A 24,413-nucleotide genomic window follows, 5' to 3' on the forward strand; every position below is an offset into this window, starting at 1 on the left:
CGCGCGCGCCTACCGGGCGAGCTCCCGCAGGCCGAGGCGGATCAGCGTCTTGGCCTCAAGGGTGCCGGCCTCGTCGCCCGCGCCCTTCAGCGCGGTGGCGATGGCGGCGGAGGCCTGGACCTGGGGATAGCCGAGATTGACCAAAGCCGAGATCGCGTCCGCGACCGGCTGCGGCGCCGTTCTGTCCTCGACGGCGCCGGTCAGCGCCACCAGGGCCGGATCCACGGGCGCGAAGGCGGGGGCCTTGTCCTTCAGTTCCGCGACGAGGCGGGCGGCGAGGCGCGGGCCCACGCCGGGGGCGCGGGCGACCGAGCCCTTGTCGCCGGTGGCGATGGCGGTGGCGAGTTGCGCTGGCTCCAGGACCGAGAGGACGCCGAGCGCGACGCGGGTGCCGACGCCCTGCACCGTCTGGAGCAGGCGGAACCATTCCCGCTCCGCATCCGATCGAAAGCCGTAGAGCCGGATCATGTCCTCGCGGACATGGGTTTCGATGGCCAGATCCGTGGCCTCGCCGGGCTTGGGCAGCCGCTGCAGCGTGCGGGCCGAGCAGTGCACGACGTAGCCGACGCCGTTCACGTCGAGGATCACGAAATCCTCTCCGTAGGAATCCACTAGCCCCTTGAGCTTGCCGATCATCGCGCCTGCCGATCCTATGAGGGCGTCGTTCCTCACGGGTCCGTTGCCGCGCCCGCCCGAACGCCATATCCGTCAGGCCGGCCCAACCGACAAGGTGACCGCATGAAGCGCACGTTCGCCCTCGCCGCCCTCCTGCTGCTGGCTGGTGCCGGCGGAGCCCTGCCGTCTCCGGCAGCGGCCCAGGAGGCCGGCCCCGCCCTCACCAAGGATCCGAAGCAGGTGAAGGCGGGCCGCTACCGGCTCGACACCGCGCACGGCAAGATCACGTGGTCGATCAGCCATCTCGGCTTCTCGACCTATTATGGCCAGTTCACGGAGGTGTCGGGCGAACTCGCCCTCGATCCGGCGGCGCCCGACAAGAGCATGCTGTCCGTGAAGATCGGCACCGGCAGCGCCAACGGCCTGAACGAGAAGCTCAACGCCCATCTCAAGACGCCGGACTTCCTCGACGTGGAGAAGTTTCCCGAGGCGACGTTCGTGAGTCAGTCGGTCGAGCCGACGAGCCCGACCACCGCCCGCGTCAACGGCACGCTCACCCTGCGCGGCGTGTCCAAGCCGGTCTCCTTCGACGCCACCTTCAACCAGGCCGGGGTCAATCCGGTCGACAAGATCTACTCCGTCGGCTTCGACGGCTGGACGGTGATCAAGCGCTCCGATTTCGGCGTGAACGCCTTCCTGCCCCTGCTCGGCGACGAGGTGGCCCTTCGGCTGGAGGGCGAATTCAAGCTGCAGTGACGGGAGCAGCCTCGTCTCTCATCACGTCTGCGTGATAGAGTCCCGGCCGCCACGCAGGCGGCCCTCCGGTGCCGGCGGGGTTACGGCAACGCTCCGTTCACGGTACGTGCCGTAACGAGCCGGTTCCGGCAGCGACAGGGAGGCCCAGGGCCATGACGAGCGAGGTGCGCATCCTCGGCATCGATCCGGGCCTGCGCCGCACCGGTTGGGGGCTGATCACGGCGCAGGGCACCAAGCTGTCCTACCTCGCCTGCGGCGTCGTCACCTCCGACGGCGACCTGCCGCTGGCCCTGCGCCTGCGCGAACTGCACGAGGGGCTGACTCGCGTGGTCGCGAGCCACGCGCCCGACGAGGTCGCCGTGGAGGAGACCTTCGTCAACAAGGATGCGCAGGCGACGCTCAAGCTCGGCCATGCCCGCGCCGTGGCGCTTCTGGTGCCGGCTCTGGCCGGTCTGCCGGTGGCGGAATATGCCGCCAACCTCATCAAGAAGACCGTCGCCGGCTCCGGCCACGCGGAGAAGGTGCAGATCCAGGCGATGGTGCGCTTCCTGCTGCCGAAAGCGGAGTTCAAAGTCGCCGACGCGGCGGATGCGCTGGCCATCGCCATCACCCATGCGAGCCACCGCGGCGCCATCGCGCTCGCTCGCCGCCACGCCGTCCCCGCGGGCACCGGACCGGGCGCCGCCCGGATCGCGGCGGCGCTGGCGCGGCTCGACCGGTAGGGACTCGTTCCGAATTCTGGTCGCCGCCCGCGTCCAGAGGGCTGACCCAAAACGGCCGCGGCAGGCCGTTTTAAGCCTCGATCCGAAGGAGCACCTTGCCCACGGCCTCGCGGCGGACCAACACGCCGAGCGCCTCCTCGTAGGCTTCCAGCGGATAGACGCCGTGCACCTTCACGGTGAGCTGGCCCTCCGCCGCCCAGGCGAGCAGGCGGGCTTGGTTGGCCCCGTGCGCCTCCGGCTCGCGCTCGACGAAGGCGCCCCAGTGGACGCCCTGCACGTCGATGCCCTTGAGCATGATGACGTTGAGGGGAAATTTCGGGATCTCGCCCGCGGCGAAGCCGATCACGAGATAGCGTCCCTTCCAACCGAGCGCGCGCATGGCGGGCTCGGCGAGATCGCCGCCGACAGCGTCGTAGACCACGTCGACCCCAGCCGCGCCGGTGAGCCGCCGCAACGCCTCGCGCAGGTTATCCGCTAGATAATCGATCAGTTCGTCCGCGCCGTGGGCGCGAGCGGTCTCGAGCTTGGCCGGCGAGGAGGCGCAGGCGATGACCCGGGCGCCGAGCAGCTTGCCGAGTTCGACCGCGGCCAGCCCGACGCCGCCCGAGGCGCCGAGCACGACGAGGGTCTCGCCGGGCTTGATCCGGGCGCGGTCGTGCAGCGCGTGCAGCGTGGTGCCGTAGGTGATCGAGAGGCCGGCGGCGGTCTCGTCCGGCACGGCGTCGGGCACCCGCGCGAGACGCTTGACCGGCACCGCGATGCGCGCGCGGGCGGTGCCGTGGCTCAGATGGACCATGACCCGGTCGCCAACGGAGAAACCCTCCGTGTCCGGCCCCAGCGCCTCGATCACGCCGCAGGCTTCCCCGCCCGGCGAGAACGGCAGTTCCGGCTTCACCTGATAGCGACCGGCGATGATGAGCGTGTCGAAGAAGTTCAATGCGGCCACCCGGACCCGCACCAGCGCCTCGCCGGGCCCGGCCACGGGATCGGGCCAGTCCTGAAGCGAGAGATCCTCCGGCCCGCCGAGCCGGCTGCACACCAGGGCCTTCATTCTCCGCCGTCTCCGTGACACCGCCCGCCGAGCCGCGCATCCCCGCGCAGCGGGATCGCCCGACGCTCATGCCCCCTCGGGTCGGGCGAGCGCAAGACGCTCACCGTCGCTCGTAACGCCCCGTCAGCAGGCCTTTGGCGAGGACGTTGCCGTGAAGCGCGTCGAGCAACGCGCTCCGGCCCGGCGAGGCGGGCAGGTCCAGCGGGCGGGCCAGGGCGAAGACCTGGAACAGGTAGCGGTGCGGGCCGTGGCCGGTCGGCGGATCGGGCGGCAGCCAGCCTTCTTTCAGGAAGGAGTTGCGGCCCAGATCGTGCCGGGCGCCTTCGCCCGCGGGGCTGGCGAAATCACCCTCGGGAAAGGTCCGGTCCCGCGGCGGCAGGTTCCAGGCGATGAGGTGGACGAGCGGGTGAGGGGAGGGCGCGTCCGGGTCTTCCACGAACAGCGCCAGCGCCGCTGCGCCCTCAGGCACGCCCGCCACCGCGAGCGGCGGCGACAGGCCCTCGCCGTCCGCGGTGTAGCGGGCCGGGATCGGCGCATCGTCGGCGAAAGCCTCGCTCGTCACGCGCAGGGTCGCGGGAGCCTGCGCCGCGAGCGTATGGAACGCGGTCTTCTCGAGACCGGCCCTCACGCCGGAGAGTGCCTCGCCCAAGGCATGGGGGAGCTTTTCGAGCATGGTCCAGGGTCTCCGTTCGCGCCGGGAGACCCGTCAACGACCCTGCATCCGCTTCGTTCAGACCTCGGGCGGACGATGGGCCGTCACCATGTAGTTCACGCCCGTGTCGCGGCTCGCCCGCCAGGAATCGGTGAGGGGATTGTAGACCACCCCCGTCGTATCGGTGACGCTCAGCCCACCCGCGGCGATGTCGGCGGCGAGTTCCCTCGGAGTCACGAACTTCTCCCAGTCGTGGGTGCCGCGGGGCAGCCAGCGCAGGACGTACTCGGCTCCGACGATGGCGAGCGCGAAGGAGCGCATCGTCCGGTTGAGGGTGGCGGCGAACAGCAGGCCGCCGGGCTTCACCGTCGTGCAGCAGGCGCGCAGAAAGCCGGCGCGGTCGGCCACGTGCTCCACCACCTCCATGGCGAGCACGATGTCGTAACGTTCGCCCCGGGCCGCCACCGCCTCGATGGTCTCGTCGCGGTAGTCGATGGCGAGGCCTTCGCCTTGCGCGTGGGCGCGGGCAGCCAGGACGTTCCCAGGCGCCGGATCGAGGCCCGTCACGCTGGCGCCGAGCCGGGCCAGCGGCTCGGACAGCACGCCGCCGCCACAGCCGATATCGATGACGCTCAAGCCTTCGAGCGGGAAGGGGGCGGACGGATCGCGCGCGAAGATCCGGCAGGCCTCGTCGCGGATGTAGCCGACCCGCACGGGATTGAACTTATGCAGAACCGCCATCGGCCCGCGCTCGTCCCACCAGCGCGCGGCCAGCGCGTCGAAGCGCGCCACTTCATCCCGGTCGATCGAGGCGCTCGTCATCCGGCTCACTTTCGCATCGTTTCAACCTGCCGTCCGTCCGATTGACACGGCCGGGGGGCCCTTGTACCCGCCGGGCGCATTCCCGGTACAGCCGCGCCGCGTTCTTTTCCCTGTCGGCGAGTTCTGCGGGCCGCGAGGCCCGAGCCTGCCGCGAGGCGGCGCCGTGAAGACGAAAGAGCAGACCGGACGCGACATGCCCCGTTTGGTGATGAAATTCGGCGGAACCTCCGTCGCGAATGTCGACCGCATCCGCAACGTGGCGCGCCACGTCGCCCGCGAAGTCGCGGCCGGCTACGAGGTCGCGGTCGTGGTCTCGGCGATGTCAGGCAAGACCAACGAGCTCGTCGGCTGGGTCAAGGACGCCGATCCGCTCTACGACGCGGCGGACTACGACACGGTCGTGGCCTCGGGCGAGCAGGTCACCTCGGGCCTGCTCGCGATCGCGCTCAACAAGGACGGCATCAAGGCCCGCTCCTGGCAGGGCTGGCAGATCCCGATCCACACCTCGTCCGCCCACGGCTCGGCCCGGATCGAGGGCATCGACCCGAAGAACCTCGACGCCGGCTTCGCCCGCGGCGAGGTCGCCGTCATCGCCGGCTTCCAGGGCGTGAACCCGGAGACCGGCCGGATCGCGACGCTGGGACGCGGGGGATCGGACACGTCCGCGGTCGCCATCGCCGCCGCCATCGGCGCGGAGCGCTGCGACATCTACACCGACGTGGACGGGGTCTACACCACCGATCCGCGCGTCGTGCCCAAGGCCCAGCGCATGGAGCGCGTGACCTTCGAGGAGATGCTGGAGATGGCGTCTCTGGGCGCCAAGGTGCTCCAGGTGCGCTCCGTCGAGCTCGCCATGGTGCACCGGGTGCCGACCACGGTGCGCTCCTCCTTCGATCCCCCCGATGCCGCGCGGCCGGGCACCCTCATCTGCGACGAGGACCAAATCGTGGAACAGCAGATCATCACCGGCATCGCCTTCTCGAAGGACGAGGCGCAGATCACGCTGCGCGCCGTGAAGGACAGCCCCGGCATCGCCGCGGCGATCTTCGGCCCGCTGGCCGATGCCAACATCAATGTCGACATGATCATCCAGACCGTGTCCGGCGATCAGTCCACCACCGACATGACCTTCACCGTGCCGGCCGCCGAGTACGAGCGCTCCCGCGCCATCCTCGACGCGCAGCGCGACACGATCCAGTTCGGCCAGATCGAGGGCGCCACCGACGTGGTCAAGGTTTCGGCGATCGGCGTCGGCATGCGTTCGCATGCGGGCGTTGCAGCCAAAGCCTTCCGGGCGCTGGCGCAAAAGGGTATCAACATCCGCGCCATCACCACCTCCGAGATCAAGTTCTCGGTGCTCATCGACGCTGCCTACACGGAGCTTGCCGTCCGCACGCTCCACTCGCTATACGGCCTCGACCAGGCCTGACCGTTCCCGTCGGCGTCGGCCTCAAGGCTCATAAGCCCAGGTTGCGCCGGCCGACCCGGATTGACGAGACGATGCCCGCTGCGCCCGGAGGCCCGCGCCTGCTGCTGCGCCGGCTCCGCGAAGCCATGGCGGAGCCGGTCAGTCCGCAGCAGCGCCTCGATCGGATCGTCGTCCTCATCGCGGCGAACGTGATCGCCGAGGTGTGCTCGGTCTACGTGGTGCGCGATGACAACACCCTCGAACTGTTTGCAACCGAGGGTCTGAACCGCGACGCGGTTCACATCACCCGCATGCGCGCCGACGAGGGCCTCGTCGGCCTGATCGCCAAGACCGCCGAGCCGCTGGCGCTCTCCGACGCGCAGTCGCACCCCTCGTTCTCGTATCGGCCGGAGACGGGCGAGGAGATCTACCACGCCTTCCTCGGCGTGCCGCTGCTGCGGGCCGGCAATACGCTCGGCGTGCTGGTGGTCCAGAACAAGACCTACCGGGTCTATTCCGAGGAGGAGATCGAGGCGCTCCAGACCACCGCGATGGTGCTGGCGGAGATGATCGCCTCGGGCGAGCTGCAGGCCCTGGCGCCGGGCGCCGGCACCGCGGCGCGCCGCCCCGTGAGCCAGCGCGGCGTGGCGCTCGCCGACGGGATCGGCCTCGGTCACGTCGTGCTCCACGAGCCGCGCATCGTCGTGAAGACGCTGATCGCCGAGAACGTCGAGCGCGAGATGGAGCGCTTGGAGTCGGCGATCGAGGACGTGCGCTCAGCCATCGACGAATTGGTCGAGCGCGGCGACGGGATCGGCACGGGCGAGTCCCGGGAGATCCTGGAGACCGTGCGCATGTTCGCCCACGACAAGGGCTGGCTGCGCCGGATGCGCGAGGCGGTGCAGTCGGGCCTGACCGCCGAGGCCGCGGTCGAGAGGGTGCAGTCGGACAACCGCGCCCGGATGCTGCGCCAGAGCGACCCCTATCTCCGCGACCGCCTGCACGACCTCGACGATCTCGCCAACCGCCTGCTGCGCCGCCTCGTCGGCCAGGAGGGGCAGGGCGGGGACGGCCTGCCGGAGAACGCGATCCTGGTCGCCCGCTCCATGGGGCCGGCCGCACTGCTCGATTACGACCGGGCGCGCCTGCGCGGCGTCGTGCTGGAGGAGGGCAGCCCGACGAGCCACATCGCCATCGTCGCCCGGGCGCTCGGCATCCCCGCCGTCGGCGAGGTCGCCAACGCCACGGGCCTGTGCGACTCGGGCGACGCCATCATCGTCGACGGGCTCTCCGGCGAGGTCCAGATCCGGCCGACCCCGGAGGTCGAGGCTTCCTATGCCGAGATGGTGCGGCTGCGCGCCCGGCGGCAGGAGCAGTACCGGGCCCTGCGCGACGTGCCCGCCGTCACCCGGGACGGCGTGAAGATCGGCCTGCACCTCAATGCCGGACTGCTCGTCGATCTGTCGCATCTCAACGAGACCGGGGCGGAGGGCGTCGGCCTGTTCCGCACCGAGCTGCAATTCATGATCGCCGAGCGGATGCCCTCGGCCGCCGAGCAGCAAACCCTCTACGAGGCGGTCTATTCGGCCACCGGCGACCGGCCGGTCACGATCCGCACCCTCGACATCGGCGGCGACAAGATCCTCCCCTACATGCCGGCGCTCGAGGAGGAGAACCCGGCGCTCGGCTGGCGGGCGATCCGCATCGGCCTCGACCGGCCGGCCCTGCTGCGGGTGCAGCTGCGCGCGCTCCTGAAGGCCGCGGCCGGGCGACCGATCAAGATCATGTTCCCGATGGTCGCCACCGTCGAGGAGTTCACCCGCGCCCGCGCCATCGTCGAGCGCGAGAAGGCGCATCTACGCCGCCACGGCTACGCCCTGCCGAGCGATTGCCGCCTCGGCGCCATGGTCGAGGTGCCCTCGCTCCTGTTCCAGATCGACGAGATCGCCCGGGAGGCGGACTTCCTCTCGGTCGGTTCCAACGACCTCATGCAGTTCCTGTTCGCGGTCGATCGCGAGAACCGGCGCGTCGCCAACCGCTTCGATCCCCTGTGCGGGGCGGCCATGCGCGCCTTCCGCCTGATCGCCGAGCGCTCCGCCGCGCAAGGGTGTCCGGCCACCGTTTGCGGCGAGATCGGCGGGCGGCCCCTCGAAGCGCTGGCGCTAATCGGCCTCGGCTTCCGCGACTTCTCGATGTCCCCAGCCTCGATCGGCCCGGTCAAGGCGATGGTGCTTTCCGCCGATGCCGGCGAGGTCGCGGCGCTGATCGCATCCGAACTGGGCCGGGTGACCGATGGCGCTTCGGTCCGGCCCGCGCTCGCGGCCTATGCCAAGGCGCAGGGCGTGCCGGTCTAGGGACGCGGGGACGGAGCGTCGGCCCTCAGGACAGCGGGAAGGAAGACGGTTGGATTGGCGCGTGCACTGGCTGGAGGCCGAGGGCGATCTGGCGCCCTGGCGCGACCGGATCGCGGCGGAGATCGAGACCGCCCGGCTCGCCGTGGCGGGCCTCCTGCCGCCGTTCCGCCTGGACCTCCTCGTCGAGCGCGTGGCCGGGGCTGTCATTCCGGAAATCGGGACGGCGGGCCGGGCCTACCGTCCGGGCCTGTGCGCGCTCACGGTCGACCCGCTCAATCCGAACTTTGCGGCAAGCCTCGACACGGGCGACATCCGGCGCACGATCGCCCACGAGGTGCATCACTGCCGCCGCTTCGCCGGCCCCGGATACGGTCGCACGCTCGGCGAGGCGCTCGTCAGCGAGGGGCTGGCCGGGCAGTTCGCGGGCCGGCTCTTCGGCGCGCCCCCCGAACCCTGGGAATGCGCTCTGGACGACGCGGCACTGCGGGCCCATCTCCCGAGTGCGGCGGAGCTGCGGGCGCCCAACGCGGATCACGCCGGCTGGTTCTTCGGAGCGAGCGGGCGCCATCCGCGCTGGCTCGGCTACACCCTCGGCTACCGCATCGTCGGCGACTGGCTCACCGCCAACCCCGCGCCCGATGGCGAGACCTGGGTGGGCGTGCCGGCCGATGCCGTCCTCGCGGCCTCTGCGTGGTCCGCCGCGGCCTGAACGGCGTCGAGACCCCGCTGCCGGTCCCGGCCCATCTTCCCTCCCGCTCCCGGCGCGGGTAACGGGTGCCGGTCGGACCGCCATGAAGCCCGGCGTTCGAGCGAGCCGGCCGACGCGGTCCCGCGATCCGTCCCGCTCCTTTCGATTTGACGCGCACCGTCCACGAGTGTCCTAGCAGGCGATGACCCCCATTCCTCCCGATCGCCTCGATGCCATCCTGGCCCGGCACGAGTTCGTCACGGCGCAGCTCGCCGACGGCTCCGCCGATGCCGAGAGCATCGTCCAGCTCTCCCGCGAATTGTCGGAACTCGACGGCGTCGTCGCCGCGATCCGCCAGTACCGGGCGGCCGAGGCCAACCTCGCCGGCATCCGGGCGCTCATCGACGAGCCCGGGGGCGATCCCGAGATGCGGGCGCTGGCCGCCGAGGAGAAGCCGGACGCGGAGGACGCGGTCGAACAGGCCCACCGCGCGCTCCAGCTGATGCTGCTGCCCAAGGACGCGGCCGACGAGAAGAGCGCGATCCTCGAAATCCGCGCCGGGACCGGCGGCGACGAGGCGGCCCTGTTCGCGGGCGACCTGTTCCGCATGTACGCCAAATACGCCGAGGCGAAGGGTTGGCGCGTTGAGGTGATCTCGGAGAACGAGGGCACGGTCGGCGGTTACCGCGAGGTCGTGGCCGAGGTGAAGGGCCGCTCCGTGTTCTCGCGGCTGAAGTTCGAGAGCGGGGCGCACCGGGTCCAGCGTGTGCCCGACACCGAGACGCAGGGGCGCATCCATACCTCCGCCGCCACCGTCGCGGTGCTGCCGGAGGCGGAGGAGGTCGACATCGTCGTCAACGAGGCCGACCTGAAGATCGACACCATGCGGGCGCAGGGCGCCGGCGGCCAGCACGTCAACAAGACGGAATCGGCGATCCGCATCACTCACATTCCGACCGGCGTCGTGGTGTTCGTGCAGGAGGAGCGCTCCCAGCACAAGAATCGCGCCCGGGCCATGGCGTTGCTGCGCGCTCGGCTTTTCGACGCCGAGCGCACCGCCAAGGATTCGGCCCGCGCCGCCGACCGTAAGGCGCAGGTCGGCTCCGGCGACCGCTCGGAGCGGATCCGCACCTACAATTTCCCGCAGGGCCGCGTCACTGACCACCGTATCAATCTGACCCTCTACAAGCTGGAGGAGGTAATGGCCGGCCAAGCGCTCGACGAGGTGATCGACGCCCTGGTTACGGAGCATCAGGCGGAGCTGCTCGCCGCCGAGGGGATGGCGTGAGGAACGCGCCCTTCGCCCTCCCCCTTGCGCGGGGGAGGGGGACCGCAAAGCGGGCGGGAGAGGGGCCGCCTCCAATTGGTCCGGAACTGTCGCTCCCGTCGCGCACCCACCTTTGGGGGGCACCCTCTCCAGCAGAGGGGAGAGGGTGGGAAGGCGGATGCGTCCCGACCCTTCCGGCATGACCTTGGATTTCGCGCCAACACTGTCCCGCGAAGCCGCCCTGCGCAGCCTTGCCCGCGCCTTCGAGGCGGCCGGCCTGCCCGATGCGCGCGCCGATGCCCGCTTCCTCGCGCTCCACGCCCTTGCGCTCGACCCCCTCGACCTGTCGCTGCGTGGGAACCAGACCATCGGGGAGGACGGGGCGCGCAGGCTCGGCCGAGTCGCGGCGCGGCGGCTCGCGGGCGAGCCCGTGGCGCGCATCCTCGGCGAGTGGGAGTTCTGGGGTCTGCCCTTCGCGCTCTCGCCCGAAACGCTGGTGCCGCGGCCGGACACCGAGAGCGTGGTCGAGGCCGCGCTCGGGCTGTTCCCGGGGCGGGAGCACCCCCTGCGGCTGGCCGATCTCGGCACCGGCTCCGGCTGCATCCTCGTGGCGCTGCTGCACGAGCGGCCCGACGCCTTCGGCCTCGGCCTCGACCGGTCGGCCGGGGCGCTGGCGGTCGCGCGAAACAATGCGGTCGCCAACGGCGTCGGGGCGCGTGCCGCCTTCCTGTGCGGTTCCTGGCTCGACGCGCTCAAGGGACCGTTCGACCTGATCGTCTCGAACCCGCCCTACATCGCCGCCCCGGTCATCGCCACGCTCGATCCCGAGGTACGCCTGCACGATCCGCGCGCCGCCCTCGACGGCGGGGTCGACGGGTTGGATGCCTACCGCGCGATTCTCTCCGGGCTGGCGCAGCGGCCGGATCTGCTCGCGCCCGGGGGCGCCCTCGTCCTGGAGATCGGTTACGACCAGGGCGAGGCGCTCTCCGCGTTCGTTCAGGACGCCGGATTTGCCGAGGCCCGAATCGGTCGCGACCTCGCGGGCCGCGATCGGGTCGTCACGCTTACGCCATCCTTGGCGGGCAGATGATGGCGCAGGGGGCCGGGGCTGAGCCGTCGGCGCGCGCAAATCCGGTAAAAGCCGCCTTGCGCATGAAAAAATGCTTGTTGTCGAGAGCGGCAGTCACTAGCTTAGACGGGCAGATCGCCAACTCTCCGTTAAGACGGTATCGGCAGGATCGGTTTTGACCGCATCCTCCGGGTTCGGACGGTCTTCCCACCATCGAGCGGACGCGGCCGGGCAATCGCGGTCAGGCTCGGTGGGATCGAACCTGACAGTCGAGGGATGTCTCGCGGCGCGCCAAGATCGAGCGCAGCCAGTGGACGAGCGGCAAACAGCGCGGGTTGATCGCGGTCGCGCCGATGCGCCTGAGCGACATCGGACCGGTCCGCACCCGCGAGCGACGCTCCGGTGCTGTCAGTCATGCTGAGCGACAGGTTAACGAGGGTCAATCGAGGCCGATGAGACCAAACCAGAATCGACGGATGCGGGGCCGGAACCGGCCCAAGGGTCCGAATCCGCTGACGCGGTCCTACGAGTCGAACGGTCCCGACGTCAAAATCCGCGGTACCGCTCAGCACATCGCCGACAAGTACGCGCAGCTCGCCCGCGACGCCTTGGCGAGCGGCGATCCGATCGCGGCGGAGAACTACTTCCAGCACGGCGAGCACTACTTCCGGATCATCACCGGTGCCCAGGAGCCCGGTCGTCCGCAGGTCAGCCAGGGCTATGCCCGCAACGGCTTCGACGAGGACGAGGAGGGCGACGAGGAGGCCGTGCAGGGTCAGGGCGGCGAAGGCGGCCGTCAGGGCTACGGCTACGGCGGCGAGGAATACGGCGACCCGACCCAGCAGCCCCAGCCTTTCGAGCGCCACGACTTCGACAACCGCCAGGGGCGCAACGACCGCAACGATCGCAACCCGCGCTTCCAGGGACGCGACCGCAACGACGGGCGCGACCGCAACGATCGCAACGATCGCGGCAACGACCGGGGTCAGCGCTTCGAAGGCAACCGGCAGGATTATAACCGCGGCGAGCCGCGGCAGGAGTTCCGCCAGGATCGCGACCGGCAAGACCGTCCCGATCGGCAGGATCGTCCTGACCGGCAAGATCGTCCCGATCGGCAGGATCGGCAGGATTATCCCCGCCAGGATTTCCGGCAGGACCGGAATCGGCAGCAGGAGCCCCGCCAGGATTACGGTTCGGCCTCGCAAGAGGGGCGTGAGGGCCAGGGCCGCGAGGGGCGTGCGGAAAGCCGCCGCGAGCAGCCCCGTGAGGCGGCCCGCTTCGAACCCGCCGATGCGCCCCCGGCGCCGCGGCCCGTCGAGCCCGTGCGGCCGGACGCGCCCGTGCGCGCCGAAGGGGCCCCGCCCCGGCGTGGACGCGGTCGCAGCAGCGAGGCGAGCCGCGCCCCGGCCGCCGCCGATCCGTCGGCACTGCCCGCCTTCCTGATGACGGCGACCCGCAATCCGACGCCGCTCCCCGAGGCCGAAGCGCCCCCGCCCCGCGAGGCGGCGCCCGCCGCCGAGGCCCCGAGCGCGCCGTCCGCCGACGAGGCCGCCGCTCCGAAGCCCCGGCGCCGCCGCACCCGCTACAAGGGTGCCGAGGGCGAGACGGCTCCCGAGCCGAACGATACGCCGAACGCGGCCGAGTAGGCCTTCAAGAGGCTCGAGGAACGAGCAGGAGCGGCCCGGGGGATGACCCTCCGGGCCGTTTCTCTTTTTCCAAGTCCAGCCTTCGCCGAGCTTTCCGAGACCGCTTATCGCAGGAAGTTGACGAGGCTCATCTCGGAGAGGATCGAGGTGACCTTGTAGCTGGCCTGAAGCTGCGTCTGCAGGCTCAGGAGCTTGGCGGCGACCTCCTCGGTCGAGACCGTGTCGACGCCGTCGAGGGAGTTCTCCAGGGTCGCCTTGGTGGCACCGGCCACCGATTTGGCGTTGGCCATGCTGCTGGCGGCCAGACCGAAATCCGTGCCCATATCCTCGAGGCTCGCCGCGCCCTCGCCCGCGGTGAACAGGGTCGCCGCGCGATTGGACAGGGCCTGGAAACGATCCCCGTCCGTCGTCGCGCCGCTGAAGCGCTCGGCCGCCACCGCGGCGATGCCCGCCAGCGAGCGGCGGATTGCCTCCTCGTTGGCCTGGGCGCCGATCTCCACCGTCCGGCTCGTGCCGACCTGCACCGCCACGGTGCCCCGCGCATCGGCCGCGGTGTCGCCCTTGTACCAGATCACCGTCTTGCTGCTCGCGGTCTGGGCGTAGCCGTCGCCGTCCGCATTCACGCGCCGGGGGCTCAGGCCGGCCACGGGCGATCCCTCGAAGAAGTTGAGGGAGGCGCGTGCGGTCGAGCTGGCCGAGAGGTCGGTGGCGGCGGCCTGCTGGAGCGCGCGCTTGAGCGTCGCGTCGAGGTTCGCCGCCGTCTCCGCGATTCCGGCCGCACCCGGTTTGTCGCTGATGGCGAAGGTCGTGGCCGAGGTCGCGTCGGCCGTGGCGCCCGCCGTCAGGGTGATCGTCCGCGTGGTGCCGTCGTGCATCCCGAGCTTCAGCGTGATGGCATCACCCGCCACCGGCTGGCTGCCCAGCGCGACCGTGGCCGAAGCCGGGCGGCCTCCCGTGAACGCCGCCGCCAGGCCGGGCGGGTTCGCGCTCTGCACGCTGGCGATGTCGGCACCACCGAGCGCCGCCTTCAGGTTCAGTGCCGTCGCCTCCTTGGTCGCGCCGATGAGGAAGGAGCCCGGCCCGTTCCCCGCTTCTCCAGCCCGAGCGGTCAGGTCGAGGGTCTTCTGGCTGCCGTCGGCGAGCTGCACCACGACCCGGACCTGGCTCCCCTCGGCGGGCTGCTCCGCGAGGCTCAAGGTGACGTCCGCTTTCGTCCCGGCCGTCCGGTTCGCGACCAGCGCCCCGCTGCCCGAACTCGTCGCCGCCTCCAGGGAAAAGCCGAGATTCGCCCGCGCCTCGCCGCTGCCGTCCTCGCTCAGGGTCAGGCTCGATCCGGCGAGGCTCTGCGACAGGCGCCCGTTGCCGGCCGGCCCGAGATCGGCCGCCTTCTGCTCGGCGATCAGGGTCTTGAGCCCGTCCAGGCCCTCGGAGGGAACGCCGTTCAGGATGGCCTGATCGGACACGACCGGCGAGGTATCGGTGGCGCGCCCCGAGAACACGTAGACGCCGCCCACCTGCTGGTTCAGGGCGTCGACCGCCGCCGAGAGGTTGTTGGCGGCAAGCTGCACGCTGGTCTGAGGCAGCGCCTGGTTGCGGGAGGAGACGATGTTGGTAAGGTTGGCCTGCGTCGAGTCGGCGAGCGTCTTGAGCTGGGTCAGGCTCGCGCTCGTGACCTTGACCCGGGTTTCGGCGGATGTGATCGCCGCGAGATAGCCGTCCTGGGCGCTGATCGCGGCGTGGGCGCTGAGGCTCGTCGTGCGCCCGGCGCCGAGGCCGCCATAGGTCTCGGAGGTCCGCCCGGTAGAAAGCTGGCGGGCGAGCCCGTCGAGCTGGTTCTTCATGCCGACGAGGCTCGCCGACTGGCGGTCGAAGCGGTAGGTGCCGGCGGCGAAGGCGTTGATGGTCATCGTCAGATCCGGAGCAGGGTGTCGATCATGTCGCGGGCGGCGGTGAGCACGCGGGCATTGGCCGAATAGGCCTGCTGGAGCGCGATCAGGTTCGACATCTCCTCGTCGATGTTGACGCCCGAGGCCGAGGCGAAGCGCCCCTGCGCCGTCGAGAGGGCGATGCCCTGGCCCTCGTTGAGATCCTGGGCCGCCGCTGCGGCCGCGCCCTGCATCGAGATCATGCCCTGGACGAAATCCGCCACGCTCGACCGGGTCGGGGCGTTGATGCCGCCGATGGCGCTCGAAGAGGAGAAGGTGCGCTGCGCGCTCGTCAGCGCGTTGTAGAGCGCCTGCGGCCGGGTCGCGTCGCCGCTGCCCGTAGCGGCACCCGAGACGGTGACGAGGCTCGCGGCGTTGCCCGCGACCGTCGGGTTGACGGTGATGCGCTGGGCAAAGCCCGTGAGTTGCGCGCCGTCGTCGAAGGAGCCCGTGTAGAGAGCGGCCGACTGGCCGTCGACGAAGAGCGGGATCTGCGTGCCGGCGATCTTCGTGTCGCCGGAAGAGGTCGCCTGGGTGACGCTGGCGCCTGCCGCCACCAGCGTGGCGCCGCCGGTCGAGAGGATGCGCACGGCCCCGGCCTCGCCCCCCGGCACGGCCGAGATCTCGTAGCCCGCCCCCAGGGCCGCCGTGATCGCGCTGCGGATCGTGGCCGGGTCGCGGCTCGCGCCGGGCTTCGGGATCGTGAAGGGGATGACCGTGGCGTTCGCGTCGTCCGTCGCACCGGCGGGCACGGAGGGCGGCGGCGACTGGTAGGAGGGCATCAGGACGAGGTTGCGCTGCGTGCCGCTGCCGTCCTGCACGGTCAGGGTGATCGCGTTGCCCGCCGAGAGGCCGGTGAGATCGATGTCGAAGCCCGCCTTCGTCCCGTCCTGGGCGGGCAGGCCGGTGGTGAGCCGGTCGGACATGGCGCGCGACAGGCCGGCCGCGAGGTCGTCGAGCTGGCGCTGGGCCTGCGGCAGCACGCTGTCGCGCAGCTCCACCGCCGCGGCGATCGAGCCGGAACGGATCGCGCCCGAGGCGATCAGATCGATCTGCCCGCCGCCGGGCGTCGTCGCCACGATGGTGCCGACGCCGCTCTTGGCCGGGTCGGTCGCGTAGAGCGCGTTGGCCGAGAGCGTGCCGCGCGCGTTGAAGCTCAAGCTTGCGGCGTTGGAGCGGTCGAGCAGGGTGACGCCGGAGCCCGTCAGCACGCTGACGCTGCCGTCGCTCTGCGCCACGGCGTTGATGTCGATGAGCCCGGACAGGCTGTTGAGCGCCTGATCGCGCTGGTCTTCCAGATCGGGGCGGCTCGGATCCGCGGCCGAGGTCGCGACGATGCGGGTGTTGAGCTTGGCGAGCTGCGCCAGCAGGCCGCTCGCCTTCTCCGTGTCGCCGGAGAGCTGCGACTCGAGGCCGGAGCGCAGGGCCTGAACCCCGTTGGCGGCGCCGCCGATGCGGTTGGCCAGATCCTGGGCCGCGCCCAGCACCGTGGCCCGGGCGGCGGTCGAGGTCGGGTTGGCCGCCAGCGTCTGGAGCGAGAGGGTGAAGGTGTTGAACACCCCGTCGAGGGCCGAGGAATCGCCCGGCCGTCCGTAGAGCGTATCGAGCTGCGTGCGGACGCCCGACATCAGCGAGGTGTAGGCCGCGCCCGAGGTCTCGGCTCGCAGCTGCTTGAGGGCGGCCGTGTCGAGCGCCCGGGCGATCGTGCCGGTGGCGACGCCCGAATTTCCCGGCCCCGAGGTGACCGACGAGATCGTGCGGCGGACGTAGCCCGCCGTGCCGACATTGGCGACGTTCTGCGAGACGATCCCGATCTGGGCCTGGGTGACCCGCAGGCCCGCGGTGGCCGTGCTGAACGCGTCGAGGGCCAAGGCGGCTCTCCTTCTTCAGGGCTTCGTCGTCCGGAGCGTGCCCGCCCTCAGCGGATCACGTTCAGGAGGTCGGAGATCATCGTCTGCGCCGTGGACATCACCCGGGTGTTGGCAGAGTAGGCCTGTTGGGTAACGATCATCTTTGAGAATTCCGCTGCAATGTCGGTATTCGACTGCTCGACATTGGCGCCGACCAGGGTGGAATCCCTGAGCCCGCTGATCGGCTCACCCGAGGCGACGGTCTGCTGGTAGTTGCCGAGAGAATCCGCCTTCAGCCCGTCGGGGTTGATGAACTGCGCCACCTCGACCCGGGCCAGCCCGATCACCGAGCCGTTCGAGTAATTGCCGGAGATGACGCCGTTCTCCCCGACCTCGACGGAATTCAGGGTGCCGGAGGCGTAGCCGTTCTGCTTCAGGTCGTTGGTCGTCACGGTGCCGGTGGCGGAGGCGTATTGGGTCAGGCCGCCGCCGAGATCGATGTTGATCCGGCCGATATTGGCGCCATCGACCGTCAGGTTGTTGATCGGCAGCGTGCTGGCGGTCGGGGCGGTCAGCTGACCACTGGCGCTGAAGGTGAAAGCCATGCCGGCATTGGTCCAGCTCGACTGGTTGTCGGTGACGCTGGTCTTGTCGGCGTAGAACAGGTTCCAGGTGTCGCTGGTGCCGGTCGCCGAATCGGCGGCGGCGACCTTGGCCCAGCGCGTCCGCATGCTCACGGGGGCGCCCGCATCCGTGTAGACGGTGAGCGAGGGGCCGGAGACGCTGCTGTCGATGAAGCTCTGCGCGTTGGATTGCGACACGGTGCCGGAGGTCGCGCCGTTGGCCGCGGTCACCCGGGCGTCCGTGCCGTCGGTGAAGGCGGCGAGCAGCCCGCCGCTCGTGGAGGCGTTGGCCGTGGCGGGCGATTTCGGGAGGTTGGCCGAGTAGGTGATCGACGTCGTCGCCTTGGCCGGGATGATCGCGTTGGAAATCCTGATCGGCCCGGTGCCGTTGGTCTGGCCGCTGACCGGGTCGAGGCTGGCGCCGACGAGATAGGAGCCGGCACCGTTGACGAGGTAGCCGTCCTTGTCCGGGGCGAAGTCGCCGCGCCGCGTGTAGAGGTTGGCGCTCGAGAAGCTCTCGCCGCCGCCCGCATCGGTGGACTTCTTGCGCACCGCGAAGAAGCCCTGGCCGTCGAGCGCCATGTTGGTCGAGACGCCGGTCGAGACCTTGTTGCCCTGGATCGAGTTGGTGAGCTCCGAGAAGGCGCCGACCGAGCCCGCGGCCTGGTTCCGGGCGTCCCGGTCCGCCAGCATGTCGACGAAGCTCGTGTCGATCCGCTTGTAGCCGGTCGTCTGCGAGTTCGCGATGTTGCCGGAGATGTTGCCGAGCGAGAAGGACTGCGCCTTCAGGCCCGAGACCGCGGTTTGCAGCGCGGAAAAGACGTCCATGGCGTTCGCTCGTTCCTCAAGGCCGCTCGACGCGGTCTGCCGGAAGAGCCGGCGCAACCGCCGTGCCAGAGCCAAGTGCTTGAGATTCCTGAGGTCGGCGCCGGGCCACCCGGCAGATTCGGACGGGCGAACCTGTCTCGGCGGGCAGATTCTGCCGGGTCCCGCGACGTTTACGGCCCGTTATCGCTGCAACCGTTAGGGTCGCTCCCGCGCCTCCGCCCCGGACGAGATTCATGAAGAACAAGAGGACGAGCCTCGTCCACCTGATCTACTTCTCCCGCCTGACCATCTCGAACGATCCGGGCCTGCGCGCGAAGCAGATCGGGGAGATCACCCGTCAGGCTCAGAAGAAGAACGAGTTCGCGGTGATCACGAGCTTCTTGATCATCGACCAGAACTTCGCCCTCCAGGTGATCGAGGGGGAGCGCCAGTCGGTCAACGAGACCTTCCAGCGAATCGCCGTCGATTCCCGTCACCGTGACGTGCAGATCGTCGAGTGGCGGGAGATCGCCAAGCGCGAATTCGTCACCTCGTTCACCACGGTCAGCCGCAACGGCACCAACGAACCGCACTTCTCCAAGTCGGGCCTGCTGCCGATGCTGCAGCGGGGCACGCCCCGGGGCAGTACGATTCACGGGCTGGCCGTCACCCTGCAGGCCGAGTCGATGGCCAAGCAGGGCATCGACCACCTTTTCGTGTGAACGGTCGGCATGCTCCGCCCGTCAGAGATCTGTTGAGACGCGAAGTCGAACGCCATGAGCGACACGCTGCCCATCCTCATCGTCGATGACCAGCCCAAGCTGTTGCGGCTCATCATCGAATTGATGACCCGACTCGGCTTCCCCGAAGTGGACGGGGTCTCGGACGGGGCCGAGGCACTCATCCGCCTGCGCGAGCGCCGCTACGCCCTCGTCATCTCCGATCTCGCGATGGAGCCGATCGACGGTCTGCAGCTGCTGCGCGAGATCCGGGCCGACGACGCCCTGATGAACACGCCCTTCATCCTCACGGAGACCTCGTTCGACTTCGAGGACATCAACCACGCCCACGTCGCGGGCGCGGACGCCTTCATCCTCAAGCCGTTCGACATCAACCTGCTCAAGACCAAGCTGAAGCAGGTGCTCAACCGCAAGCCCCGCCGCCGCGAGGCGCCGCTGCCCGCCGAGTCGACCCTCAGCCAGGATTTTCCGATGCTCGGGAAGTTCTGAACGGCGCCGCCTCGCGCCGGTTCACCCGGGAAAGAGGCATCTCAGGCGGCCTGGGCCGGCGCACGCTCCCGCGACACCCGGGCGACCGCCTCGCGCAGCGTTCCGAGACCGGCATCCGGGGCCATCCCGGCGGTGGCGAGGTGCCGGCGGAAGGCCCGGGCCCCGGGCCGACCGTTGAACAGGCCCAGCATATGGCGGGTATAGGCGTGCAGCCGCAGGCCGCGGGCCAGCCCCTCGGCGATCACCGGCTCCAGGGCCTCGACCGCGGCGAAGGCGTCGGCCACCGGCGCCGGCTCGCCGAACAGTTCCGGATCGACCGCGAGCAGCAGGGCCGGGTCCGTGTAGGCGGCGCGCCCCATCATGACGCCGTCCACCTCGGCCAGCCGCGCCTTCGCGGCCGGAATGTCCGCGATCCCGCCGTTGACCGCGATGGGCAGTTCCGGCCGGGCCGCCTTCAGCCGTGCGACGCGGCCGTAATCGAGCGGCGGCACGTCCCGGTTCTCCCGCGGGGACAGACCCTTGAGCCAGGCCTTGCGCGCATGCACGACGAGCCCGTCGACTCCCGCCGCGACCGCGGCCTCGGCCACGGCGTCGAGCGCCACTTCGATGTCCTGCTCGTCGACGCCCAGGCGGCACTTGACGGTCACGGGCACGGAAACGGCAGCCTTCATCGCCGCCACGCAGTCGCCCACCAGGGAAGGCTCGCGCATCAGGCAGGCGCCGAAGCGTCCCTCCTGCACCCGGTCCGAGGGGCAGCCGACATTGAGGTTGATCTCCGCATAGCCGAAATCGGCAGCGATCCGCGCCGCGGCGGCCAGATCCCCGGGATCGGAGCCGCCGAGCTGCACCGCGACCGGATGCTCGCTCGCATCGAACCCGAGCAGGCGCTCCCGATCCCCGTGCAGCACGGCGCCGGTCGTCACCATCTCGGTGTAGAGCCGGGCCCGGCGCGAGAGGGTGCGATGGAACGCCCGGCACTGCCGGTCGGTCCAATCCATCATGGGTGCAACGCTAAAGCGCCACCCATTGAGATTGCTGAGTTTTTCAATCGGGGTCGTCACTTGCGCCCTGTCTCGTGCTGTACGAACCCGCGTGAAAATGCGGGAAGCTGTACGAAGGATTGCCGCCGGTACAGCAGATGCTGTACGCCAACGCCCCATGCTGTACCGGCCAGCGCGGGGGCACCGTGGGCACGATCCTTGAGCGCAAGCGGAAAGACGGAAGCACCGGATACCACGCGCAGATCGTGGTCAAAAGGGACGGCAAGCTCCACCGAGAGACCAAGACGTTCGATCGCCGGCCCGCCGCGACCGCGTGGCTTCGGAAGCGGGAGAAGGAGCTGCAGCAGCCGGGCGCACTGGAAGCGTCGAAGCTGAGCGACCCGCCCCTCGCCGAAGTCATCGACCGGTACGTGCGCGAGTCGCGGCGAACCTACGGCCGGACGAAGGAGCAGGTGCTGCGCGCCATCAAGACCTACGACCTCGCGAGCAAGGCGTGCTCTGAGGTGACGAGCGCCGAAATCGTCGCCTTCGCCCGCGACCTGTCCGTCGGGCGGCAACCGCAGACGGTCGGGAATTACCTCGCGCACCTAAGCTCCATCTTCGCCATCGCCCGGCCGGCCTGGGGCTACCCGTTGGACGCTGCTGAGATGGCCGCAGCGCAAGCCGTGCTCAAACGACTCGGGCTGACATCAAAATCGCGCGCTCGCGACAGGCGGCCGACCCTGGCCGAACTCGACAAGCTGATGGAGCACTTTGGCGAGGTGCGCCGGCGGCGCCCATCCTCGCTCCCCATGCAGGGCATCATCGCCTTCGCGATCTTCTCGACGCGCCGGCAGGAGGAGATTGTCCGCATCACCTGGGCTGACCTCGACGAGGAAGGTTCGCGCGTGATGGTGCGCGACATGAAGAACCCAGGCGAGAAGATCGGCAACGACGTGTGGTGCGAGCTAGTGCCCGAGGCGCTGGCGATCATCCGGGCGCTGCCTCGATTAGATGTGCGGATCTGGCCCTACACGACAGATGCGATCTCGGCGGCCTTCACCCGGTCCTGCGCTTTCCTCGGCATTGAGGATCTGCACTTCCACGATCTGCGGCATGAAGGCGTCTCACGGCTGTTCGAGATGGGCCGGACGCCGCCGCTCGCCGCTTCGGTGAGCGGGCACCGAAGTTGGGCCTCGCTGCAGAGGTATACTCATATCAGACAGACCGGCGATAAATATGCTGGATGGCGCTGGCTGCGAGTAGTATCCTCTCCGGAGCAGGGGCAGAGCGAATGAAGCCACTCAAAGATGCCGTCAGTGTTGATGTCCTGCGAAAGCTGCTGGCCTACGACCCACTGTCTGGATCGATGACTTGGCTGGAGCGCAGTCCTGATATGTTTCCCGGCGGAGCCCAGACTCCTGAGCACAATTGCGCGATCTGGAACGGAAAGTTTGCGGGAAGGCTCGTAGAAACAAGCGACAAACGTTATGCGCGCATAGCGATATTCAACCGCCGATATTATGCGCATCGCGTTGCTTGGGCACTGCAGACCGGTGCTTGGCCAACGCGTGAAATCGATCACATCAACGGAAATAAGAAGGACAATCGGCTCGCCAATCTTCGCGAGGTTGCAGAGTTAGAAAACAGCCGAAATCAGCCCCTGCGGAAAGCGAACACGAGTGGGGTGCATGGCGTGCGCTGGAAGGAGCAGATCAACCGGTGGATCGCCTTCATCGGCATTGATGGCAAGTTCATCCACCTTGGCAACTTTCTGACCAGAGCGGAGGCAATCGCGGCTCGCAGGCAGGCTGAAGCTAAGGCGGGCTTTCATCGTAACCACGGAAGGGCTGCATAGGCAGCCCCCGGCTCGATATGGCGTGCTCAGCGATTGCGTAGGGCTGACCTAGCGCCAGTGACGGCCGGCAGCCATTCGTTAAGCGGCACCCCCTCGGGCGGTTTCATGGCGTCCATGCCCGCGAAGTAGCTCAACGCATCGCGGAGCCCGGTATATGACCGGCACGGCTCGGCGCCGTCTGGCATCATGCATGCCGGCAACGTGGAAATCGGCTCTAAAAGCTCGCCGCGTTCCTCAAGGCTCTTCATTACAGCCCGGCGGCGGTCGCCCCATGCCTTCGTCGTCTCTGTGCTCATGGCTCGACTCCTGTCCCGTCCTCAACCGCAAAGCTGCTTGCACTCTTTCCGGGCCGCTTCCATGCGCCGGTCGAGGTAGTCGGCCAGATCCGTGAGGGCGACGCCCTTGGCGCACCGCACGCTGTCCTCCATCCGCGTGAGGGGGAGGGGGATCTCGCCGGCCGACACCTTCCGGACGAGGTTGTCGGGAGTGAGGTGCCGGAAGTAGTCGCGGCAGACGGCCTCGACCGGGATAACGGCGGCGCCCCCGTACTGCGCCATCAGCAGGAACGCGGTGTTCATTCCGTTCTCCCTTCTGGGGTGGTGGGGGCGAGGGCGGCTAGCACCCACGTCAGGGCATCGACTTCCTCGCGGTAGATCGCGCCATCGGTGGCGTTCCCGGCACGGTAGGCGGTCTGCATCATCCGCTCGGCGCGGGCGTGCATCCGCCGGAGCGTCACGGCTCGGTGATCGCGAAGACCGATCCGCGCCCCGTCGTCAAAGGCACGGCTCTGGAGGGCGGCAGCCGCACGCTCGAAAGGCTTGCGGTTTTCGGGGCTCTGCCACTCGTAGCGGAGGTGTGGGTAGATCGCCTCGAAGATGATCTGTGCCGCCTCGATCTCGGCGGCGAGGCTCTTGGGATCACCCATGACGGTCAGCCTCCTCACGGTTGAGGGCAGCCGCCCGCAGTCCGGCCATGGACGGGTCGCCGTAGTGCTGCTCGCGAAGCCAGGATCGGACTTCCCAGTCCATGACGCCGTCTGTTTCGACCTTCGCCTTCGCAAGGCGGGTCATGGCCTTGGCGGTCGAGGCGCGGGCATGCTCGAACAGGCGCCTGCCGGGTTCCCATTCCTCGCCGACGAGGCCGAGCGGCATCTCGGAGAAGTGCTTGATGCGGCGGCGGTCGGTGAAGAGGCTGATGTCAGGCATCGGCTTGCCCCTCCCTTGCCGTGGCCGCGCGGGCGGCTTCTGCTGCCTCGATGGCCGGGCCGAGACCCTGGCCGAAGTGCCGGCACTTCTCGGCTGACATCGCGTAGACGCATTGCCGGTGGCGGGCGCAGGCGTTCGGCTTGATGCAGCCGGACGGCCAGGGCGCATCGCTGGCGGGGTTAGCGGTCCCTGCCGTCGGTTGGGGACTGAGCGCGACGTCTACGGCGGCACGCCACTGCACGATCTGCTTGGCGGCTGCCTTGCCTTGCTCGCGGTCGGGTGCGCCGTTGACGATCCACGCCGTCCAGACGCCCCACTTCCCGCCAGCAGAGAATGGCTTCAGCGCCTCCCGCAGCGCCTCCACCTCGGCCTGTAGCTGGGCGGCGCGGGCCTCGGCGGCTTCCTTCGCGGCGAGGATCGGGGCGAGCGGGCCGGCGATGATGGCACCGGCCGTCTTCCGAGCTACGCGAACCCGAGCGCTGGCCAAAGCAAGGATTAGCTCCGGGCCGTAGTAGTCCGGCCGACCGAGATGGTGCGCGTCTAGGTCTAGGATGCGAGCGATTTGATCGACCAGCGCATCTGCCAGCGCATCGGGGTTGGCGGGGGTCATGGGCGTGCCTCCTCACGAGCGACGCTTTCAGCATCCATGACCCGCGCAGCCGAGGACCGGCGCGGCACCCATTCGTGTCCGCAGTCGCACTTTGCCGCGAAGCCAAGCAGATGCGGGAAGTCCTGCAAGACGTGCATCGGAAGGGCCTCGCCCTCCTCGACCCGGTATTGCTGGTGAACCTCTAGGAGCCCGTCCGAGTAACGGGTTCGCGTGTCGAGATTGGCATGGGGATTTCGACGGTCAGATGGTTTGCTGCGGGTTTAACTCCTGGCCTGT

General features: G+C 69.5%; 25 protein-coding genes. 12 read left to right on the forward strand and 13 right to left on the reverse strand.

Annotated features, from left to right (window positions below; all coding sequences use genetic code 11):
* Window positions 1-9: 9 nt before the first annotated feature.
* Complete coding sequence (gene ruvA / locus BY998_RS18485; RefSeq protein WP_110353065.1) at window positions 10-636, reverse strand: Holliday junction branch migration protein RuvA; 627 nt, start codon at window positions 634-636, stop codon at window positions 10-12.
* A 102-nt stretch (window positions 637-738) separates the two neighbouring features.
* Between ruvA and BY998_RS18490 the strand changes: the two genes are divergently transcribed.
* Window positions 739-1,371 carry a YceI family protein gene (locus tag BY998_RS18490; RefSeq protein ID WP_110353066.1) on the forward strand — a complete coding sequence of 211 codons (633 nt, stop codon included), beginning with the start codon at window positions 739-741 and terminating at the stop codon, window positions 1,369-1,371.
* 152 nt (window positions 1,372-1,523) lie between these two features.
* A complete protein-coding gene (gene ruvC / locus BY998_RS18495) occupies window positions 1,524-2,093 on the forward strand; it encodes a crossover junction endodeoxyribonuclease RuvC (protein WP_110353067.1) in 570 nt (189 codons plus the stop codon).
* A 70-nt stretch (window positions 2,094-2,163) separates the two neighbouring features.
* Here the strand turns inward: ruvC and BY998_RS18500 are convergent, their stop codons facing one another.
* From BY998_RS18500 to ubiG, 3 genes are all read right to left on the reverse strand, one after another.
* On the reverse strand, window positions 2,164-3,144 hold the full coding sequence (locus tag BY998_RS18500; RefSeq protein WP_110353068.1) for an NADPH:quinone oxidoreductase family protein: 981 nt from the start codon (window positions 3,142-3,144) through the stop codon (window positions 2,164-2,166).
* A gap of 100 nt (window positions 3,145-3,244) precedes the next feature.
* On the reverse strand, window positions 3,245-3,817 hold the full coding sequence (locus BY998_RS18505) for a YbhB/YbcL family Raf kinase inhibitor-like protein (RefSeq protein ID WP_110353069.1): 573 nt from the start codon (window positions 3,815-3,817) through the stop codon (window positions 3,245-3,247).
* A 57-nt stretch (window positions 3,818-3,874) separates the two neighbouring features.
* The gene (gene ubiG / locus BY998_RS18510; RefSeq protein ID WP_110353070.1) at window positions 3,875-4,618 is read right to left on the reverse strand and encodes a bifunctional 2-polyprenyl-6-hydroxyphenol methylase/3-demethylubiquinol 3-O-methyltransferase UbiG; all 744 of its coding nucleotides are present in this window, start codon (window positions 4,616-4,618) and stop codon (window positions 3,875-3,877) included.
* A gap of 193 nt (window positions 4,619-4,811) precedes the next feature.
* Here ubiG and BY998_RS18515 point away from each other — a divergent pair, with 193 nt between their 5' ends.
* The 6 genes from BY998_RS18515 to BY998_RS18540 all read left to right on the forward strand — a co-directional run bounded on the left by BY998_RS18515 (window position 4,812) and on the right by BY998_RS18540 (window position 13,050).
* On the forward strand, window positions 4,812-6,047 hold the full coding sequence (locus BY998_RS18515) for an aspartate kinase (RefSeq protein WP_110353092.1): 1,236 nt from the start codon (window positions 4,812-4,814) through the stop codon (window positions 6,045-6,047).
* A 71-nt stretch (window positions 6,048-6,118) separates the two neighbouring features.
* Window positions 6,119-8,380 carry a phosphoenolpyruvate--protein phosphotransferase gene (gene ptsP, locus BY998_RS18520; protein WP_110353071.1) on the forward strand — a complete coding sequence of 754 codons (2,262 nt, stop codon included), beginning with the start codon at window positions 6,119-6,121 and terminating at the stop codon, window positions 8,378-8,380.
* 49 nt (window positions 8,381-8,429) lie between these two features.
* Entirely contained in the window at window positions 8,430-9,089 is a 660-nt protein-coding gene (locus tag BY998_RS18525) for a DUF2268 domain-containing putative Zn-dependent protease (RefSeq protein WP_110353072.1), read from the forward strand.
* Between the two features lie 181 nt (window positions 9,090-9,270).
* The gene (gene prfA / locus BY998_RS18530) at window positions 9,271-10,356 is read left to right on the forward strand and encodes a peptide chain release factor 1 (RefSeq protein ID WP_110353073.1); all 1,086 of its coding nucleotides are present in this window, start codon (window positions 9,271-9,273) and stop codon (window positions 10,354-10,356) included.
* Between the two features lie 178 nt (window positions 10,357-10,534).
* Entirely contained in the window at window positions 10,535-11,425 is an 891-nt protein-coding gene (gene prmC, locus BY998_RS18535; RefSeq protein WP_110353074.1) for a peptide chain release factor N(5)-glutamine methyltransferase, read from the forward strand.
* A 455-nt stretch (window positions 11,426-11,880) separates the two neighbouring features.
* The gene (locus BY998_RS18540; protein WP_110353075.1) at window positions 11,881-13,050 is read left to right on the forward strand and encodes a DUF4167 domain-containing protein; all 1,170 of its coding nucleotides are present in this window, start codon (window positions 11,881-11,883) and stop codon (window positions 13,048-13,050) included.
* Window positions 13,051-13,154: 104 nt separating this feature from the next.
* Here the strand turns inward: BY998_RS18540 and BY998_RS18545 are convergent, their stop codons facing one another.
* Genes BY998_RS18545 through BY998_RS18555 form a run of 3 tightly spaced genes read right to left on the reverse strand, consistent with a single transcriptional unit; the run spans window position 13,155 to window position 18,276 of the window.
* Complete coding sequence (locus BY998_RS18545) at window positions 13,155-14,957, reverse strand: hypothetical protein (protein WP_110353076.1); 1,803 nt, start codon at window positions 14,955-14,957, stop codon at window positions 13,155-13,157.
* A 2-nt stretch (window positions 14,958-14,959) separates the two neighbouring features.
* Entirely contained in the window at window positions 14,960-16,846 is a 1,887-nt protein-coding gene (gene flgK / locus BY998_RS18550; RefSeq protein ID WP_110353077.1) for a flagellar hook-associated protein FlgK, read from the reverse strand.
* A 47-nt stretch (window positions 16,847-16,893) separates the two neighbouring features.
* Window positions 16,894-18,276 carry a flagellar hook-basal body complex protein gene (locus tag BY998_RS18555; RefSeq protein ID WP_110353078.1) on the reverse strand — a complete coding sequence of 461 codons (1,383 nt, stop codon included), beginning with the start codon at window positions 18,274-18,276 and terminating at the stop codon, window positions 16,894-16,896.
* A gap of 233 nt (window positions 18,277-18,509) precedes the next feature.
* Between BY998_RS18555 and BY998_RS18560 the strand changes: the two genes are divergently transcribed.
* Window positions 18,510-18,977: a BLUF domain-containing protein gene (locus BY998_RS18560; RefSeq protein WP_110353079.1), complete on the forward strand. Its 468-nt coding sequence runs from the start codon at window positions 18,510-18,512 to the stop codon at window positions 18,975-18,977.
* 54 nt (window positions 18,978-19,031) lie between these two features.
* On the forward strand, window positions 19,032-19,484 hold the full coding sequence (locus BY998_RS18565; protein ID WP_110353080.1) for a response regulator: 453 nt from the start codon (window positions 19,032-19,034) through the stop codon (window positions 19,482-19,484).
* Between the two features lie 41 nt (window positions 19,485-19,525).
* Here BY998_RS18565 and dusA read toward each other — a convergent pair whose 3' ends face one another.
* A complete protein-coding gene (dusA, locus tag BY998_RS18570; protein WP_181425563.1) occupies window positions 19,526-20,545 on the reverse strand; it encodes a tRNA dihydrouridine(20/20a) synthase DusA in 1,020 nt (339 codons plus the stop codon).
* 125 nt (window positions 20,546-20,670) lie between these two features.
* On the opposite strand from dusA, the gene BY998_RS18575 reads away from it, so the two are divergent.
* Together BY998_RS18575 and BY998_RS18580 are read left to right on the forward strand one after the other, a co-directional pair.
* Window positions 20,671-21,762, forward strand: a complete 1,092-nt coding sequence (locus tag BY998_RS18575; protein WP_110353082.1) for a site-specific integrase — start codon at window positions 20,671-20,673, stop codon at window positions 21,760-21,762.
* Window positions 21,759-22,322 carry an HNH endonuclease signature motif containing protein gene (locus tag BY998_RS18580; RefSeq protein WP_181425564.1) on the forward strand — a complete coding sequence of 188 codons (564 nt, stop codon included), beginning with the start codon at window positions 21,759-21,761 and terminating at the stop codon, window positions 22,320-22,322. Before BY998_RS18575 ends, BY998_RS18580 begins: the two co-directional genes overlap by 4 nt.
* A 26-nt stretch (window positions 22,323-22,348) precedes the next feature.
* On the opposite strand, the gene BY998_RS24030 is transcribed toward BY998_RS18580, so the two are convergent.
* The 5 genes from BY998_RS24030 to BY998_RS18600 are packed head-to-tail and all read right to left on the reverse strand — an operon-like array spanning window position 22,349 to window position 24,137.
* Complete coding sequence (locus BY998_RS24030) at window positions 22,349-22,618, reverse strand: hypothetical protein (RefSeq protein ID WP_146221807.1); 270 nt, start codon at window positions 22,616-22,618, stop codon at window positions 22,349-22,351.
* A gap of 21 nt (window positions 22,619-22,639) precedes the next feature.
* On the reverse strand, window positions 22,640-22,900 hold the full coding sequence (locus tag BY998_RS18585) for a pyocin activator PrtN family protein (protein ID WP_110353084.1): 261 nt from the start codon (window positions 22,898-22,900) through the stop codon (window positions 22,640-22,642).
* Window positions 22,897-23,247 (reverse strand): hypothetical protein, encoded by a 351-nt coding sequence (locus BY998_RS18590; RefSeq protein WP_110353085.1) that lies wholly within the window; start codon window positions 23,245-23,247, stop codon window positions 22,897-22,899. Before BY998_RS18590 ends, BY998_RS18585 begins: the two co-directional genes overlap by 4 nt.
* Complete coding sequence (locus BY998_RS18595) at window positions 23,240-23,527, reverse strand: hypothetical protein (protein WP_110353086.1); 288 nt, start codon at window positions 23,525-23,527, stop codon at window positions 23,240-23,242. Before BY998_RS18595 ends, BY998_RS18590 begins: the two co-directional genes overlap by 8 nt.
* A complete protein-coding gene (locus BY998_RS18600; RefSeq protein WP_110353087.1) occupies window positions 23,520-24,137 on the reverse strand; it encodes a hypothetical protein in 618 nt (205 codons plus the stop codon). Before BY998_RS18600 ends, BY998_RS18595 begins: the two co-directional genes overlap by 8 nt.
* Window positions 24,138-24,413 lie beyond the last annotated feature (276 nt).

Origin of the sequence: Methylobacterium sp. B4, assembly GCF_003201865.1 — a bacterium.
Classification (GTDB): Bacteria; Pseudomonadota; Alphaproteobacteria; order Rhizobiales; family Beijerinckiaceae; genus Methylobacterium.

Excerpts from the sequence above, each read along its gene's own strand:
- ruvA (WP_110353065.1), bottom strand. The coding sequence starts at position 636 with ATGATCGGCAAGCTCAAGGGGCTAGTGGATTCCTACGGAGAGGATTTC.
- BY998_RS18490 (WP_110353066.1), top strand. The coding sequence starts at position 739 with ATGAAGCGCACGTTCGCCCTCGCCGCCCTCCTGCTGCTGGCTGGTGCC.
- ruvC (WP_110353067.1), top strand. The coding sequence starts at position 1,524 with ATGACGAGCGAGGTGCGCATCCTCGGCATCGATCCGGGCCTGCGCCGC.
- BY998_RS18500 (WP_110353068.1), bottom strand. The coding sequence starts at position 3,144 with ATGAAGGCCCTGGTGTGCAGCCGGCTCGGCGGGCCGGAGGATCTCTCG.
- BY998_RS18505 (WP_110353069.1), bottom strand. The coding sequence starts at position 3,817 with ATGCTCGAAAAGCTCCCCCATGCCTTGGGCGAGGCACTCTCCGGCGTG.
- ubiG (WP_110353070.1), bottom strand. The coding sequence starts at position 4,618 with ATGACGAGCGCCTCGATCGACCGGGATGAAGTGGCGCGCTTCGACGCG.
- BY998_RS18515 (WP_110353092.1), top strand. The coding sequence starts at position 4,812 with ATGCCCCGTTTGGTGATGAAATTCGGCGGAACCTCCGTCGCGAATGTC.
- ptsP (WP_110353071.1), top strand. The coding sequence starts at position 6,119 with ATGCCCGCTGCGCCCGGAGGCCCGCGCCTGCTGCTGCGCCGGCTCCGC.
- prfA (WP_110353073.1), top strand. The coding sequence starts at position 9,271 with ATGACCCCCATTCCTCCCGATCGCCTCGATGCCATCCTGGCCCGGCAC.
- prmC (WP_110353074.1), top strand. The coding sequence starts at position 10,535 with ATGACCTTGGATTTCGCGCCAACACTGTCCCGCGAAGCCGCCCTGCGC.
- BY998_RS18540 (WP_110353075.1), top strand. The coding sequence starts at position 11,881 with ATGCGGGGCCGGAACCGGCCCAAGGGTCCGAATCCGCTGACGCGGTCC.
- BY998_RS18545 (WP_110353076.1), bottom strand. The coding sequence starts at position 14,957 with ATGACCATCAACGCCTTCGCCGCCGGCACCTACCGCTTCGACCGCCAG.
- BY998_RS18555 (WP_110353078.1), bottom strand. The coding sequence starts at position 18,276 with ATGGACGTCTTTTCCGCGCTGCAAACCGCGGTCTCGGGCCTGAAGGCG.
- BY998_RS18560 (WP_110353079.1), top strand. The coding sequence starts at position 18,510 with ATGAAGAACAAGAGGACGAGCCTCGTCCACCTGATCTACTTCTCCCGC.
- BY998_RS18565 (WP_110353080.1), top strand. The coding sequence starts at position 19,032 with ATGAGCGACACGCTGCCCATCCTCATCGTCGATGACCAGCCCAAGCTG.
- BY998_RS18580 (WP_181425564.1), top strand. The coding sequence starts at position 21,759 with ATGAAGCCACTCAAAGATGCCGTCAGTGTTGATGTCCTGCGAAAGCTG.
- BY998_RS24030 (WP_146221807.1), bottom strand. The coding sequence starts at position 22,618 with ATGAGCACAGAGACGACGAAGGCATGGGGCGACCGCCGCCGGGCTGTA.
- BY998_RS18585 (WP_110353084.1), bottom strand. The coding sequence starts at position 22,900 with ATGAACACCGCGTTCCTGCTGATGGCGCAGTACGGGGGCGCCGCCGTT.
- BY998_RS18590 (WP_110353085.1), bottom strand. The coding sequence starts at position 23,247 with ATGGGTGATCCCAAGAGCCTCGCCGCCGAGATCGAGGCGGCACAGATC.
- BY998_RS18595 (WP_110353086.1), bottom strand. The coding sequence starts at position 23,527 with ATGCCTGACATCAGCCTCTTCACCGACCGCCGCCGCATCAAGCACTTC.
- BY998_RS18600 (WP_110353087.1), bottom strand. The coding sequence starts at position 24,137 with ATGACCCCCGCCAACCCCGATGCGCTGGCAGATGCGCTGGTCGATCAA.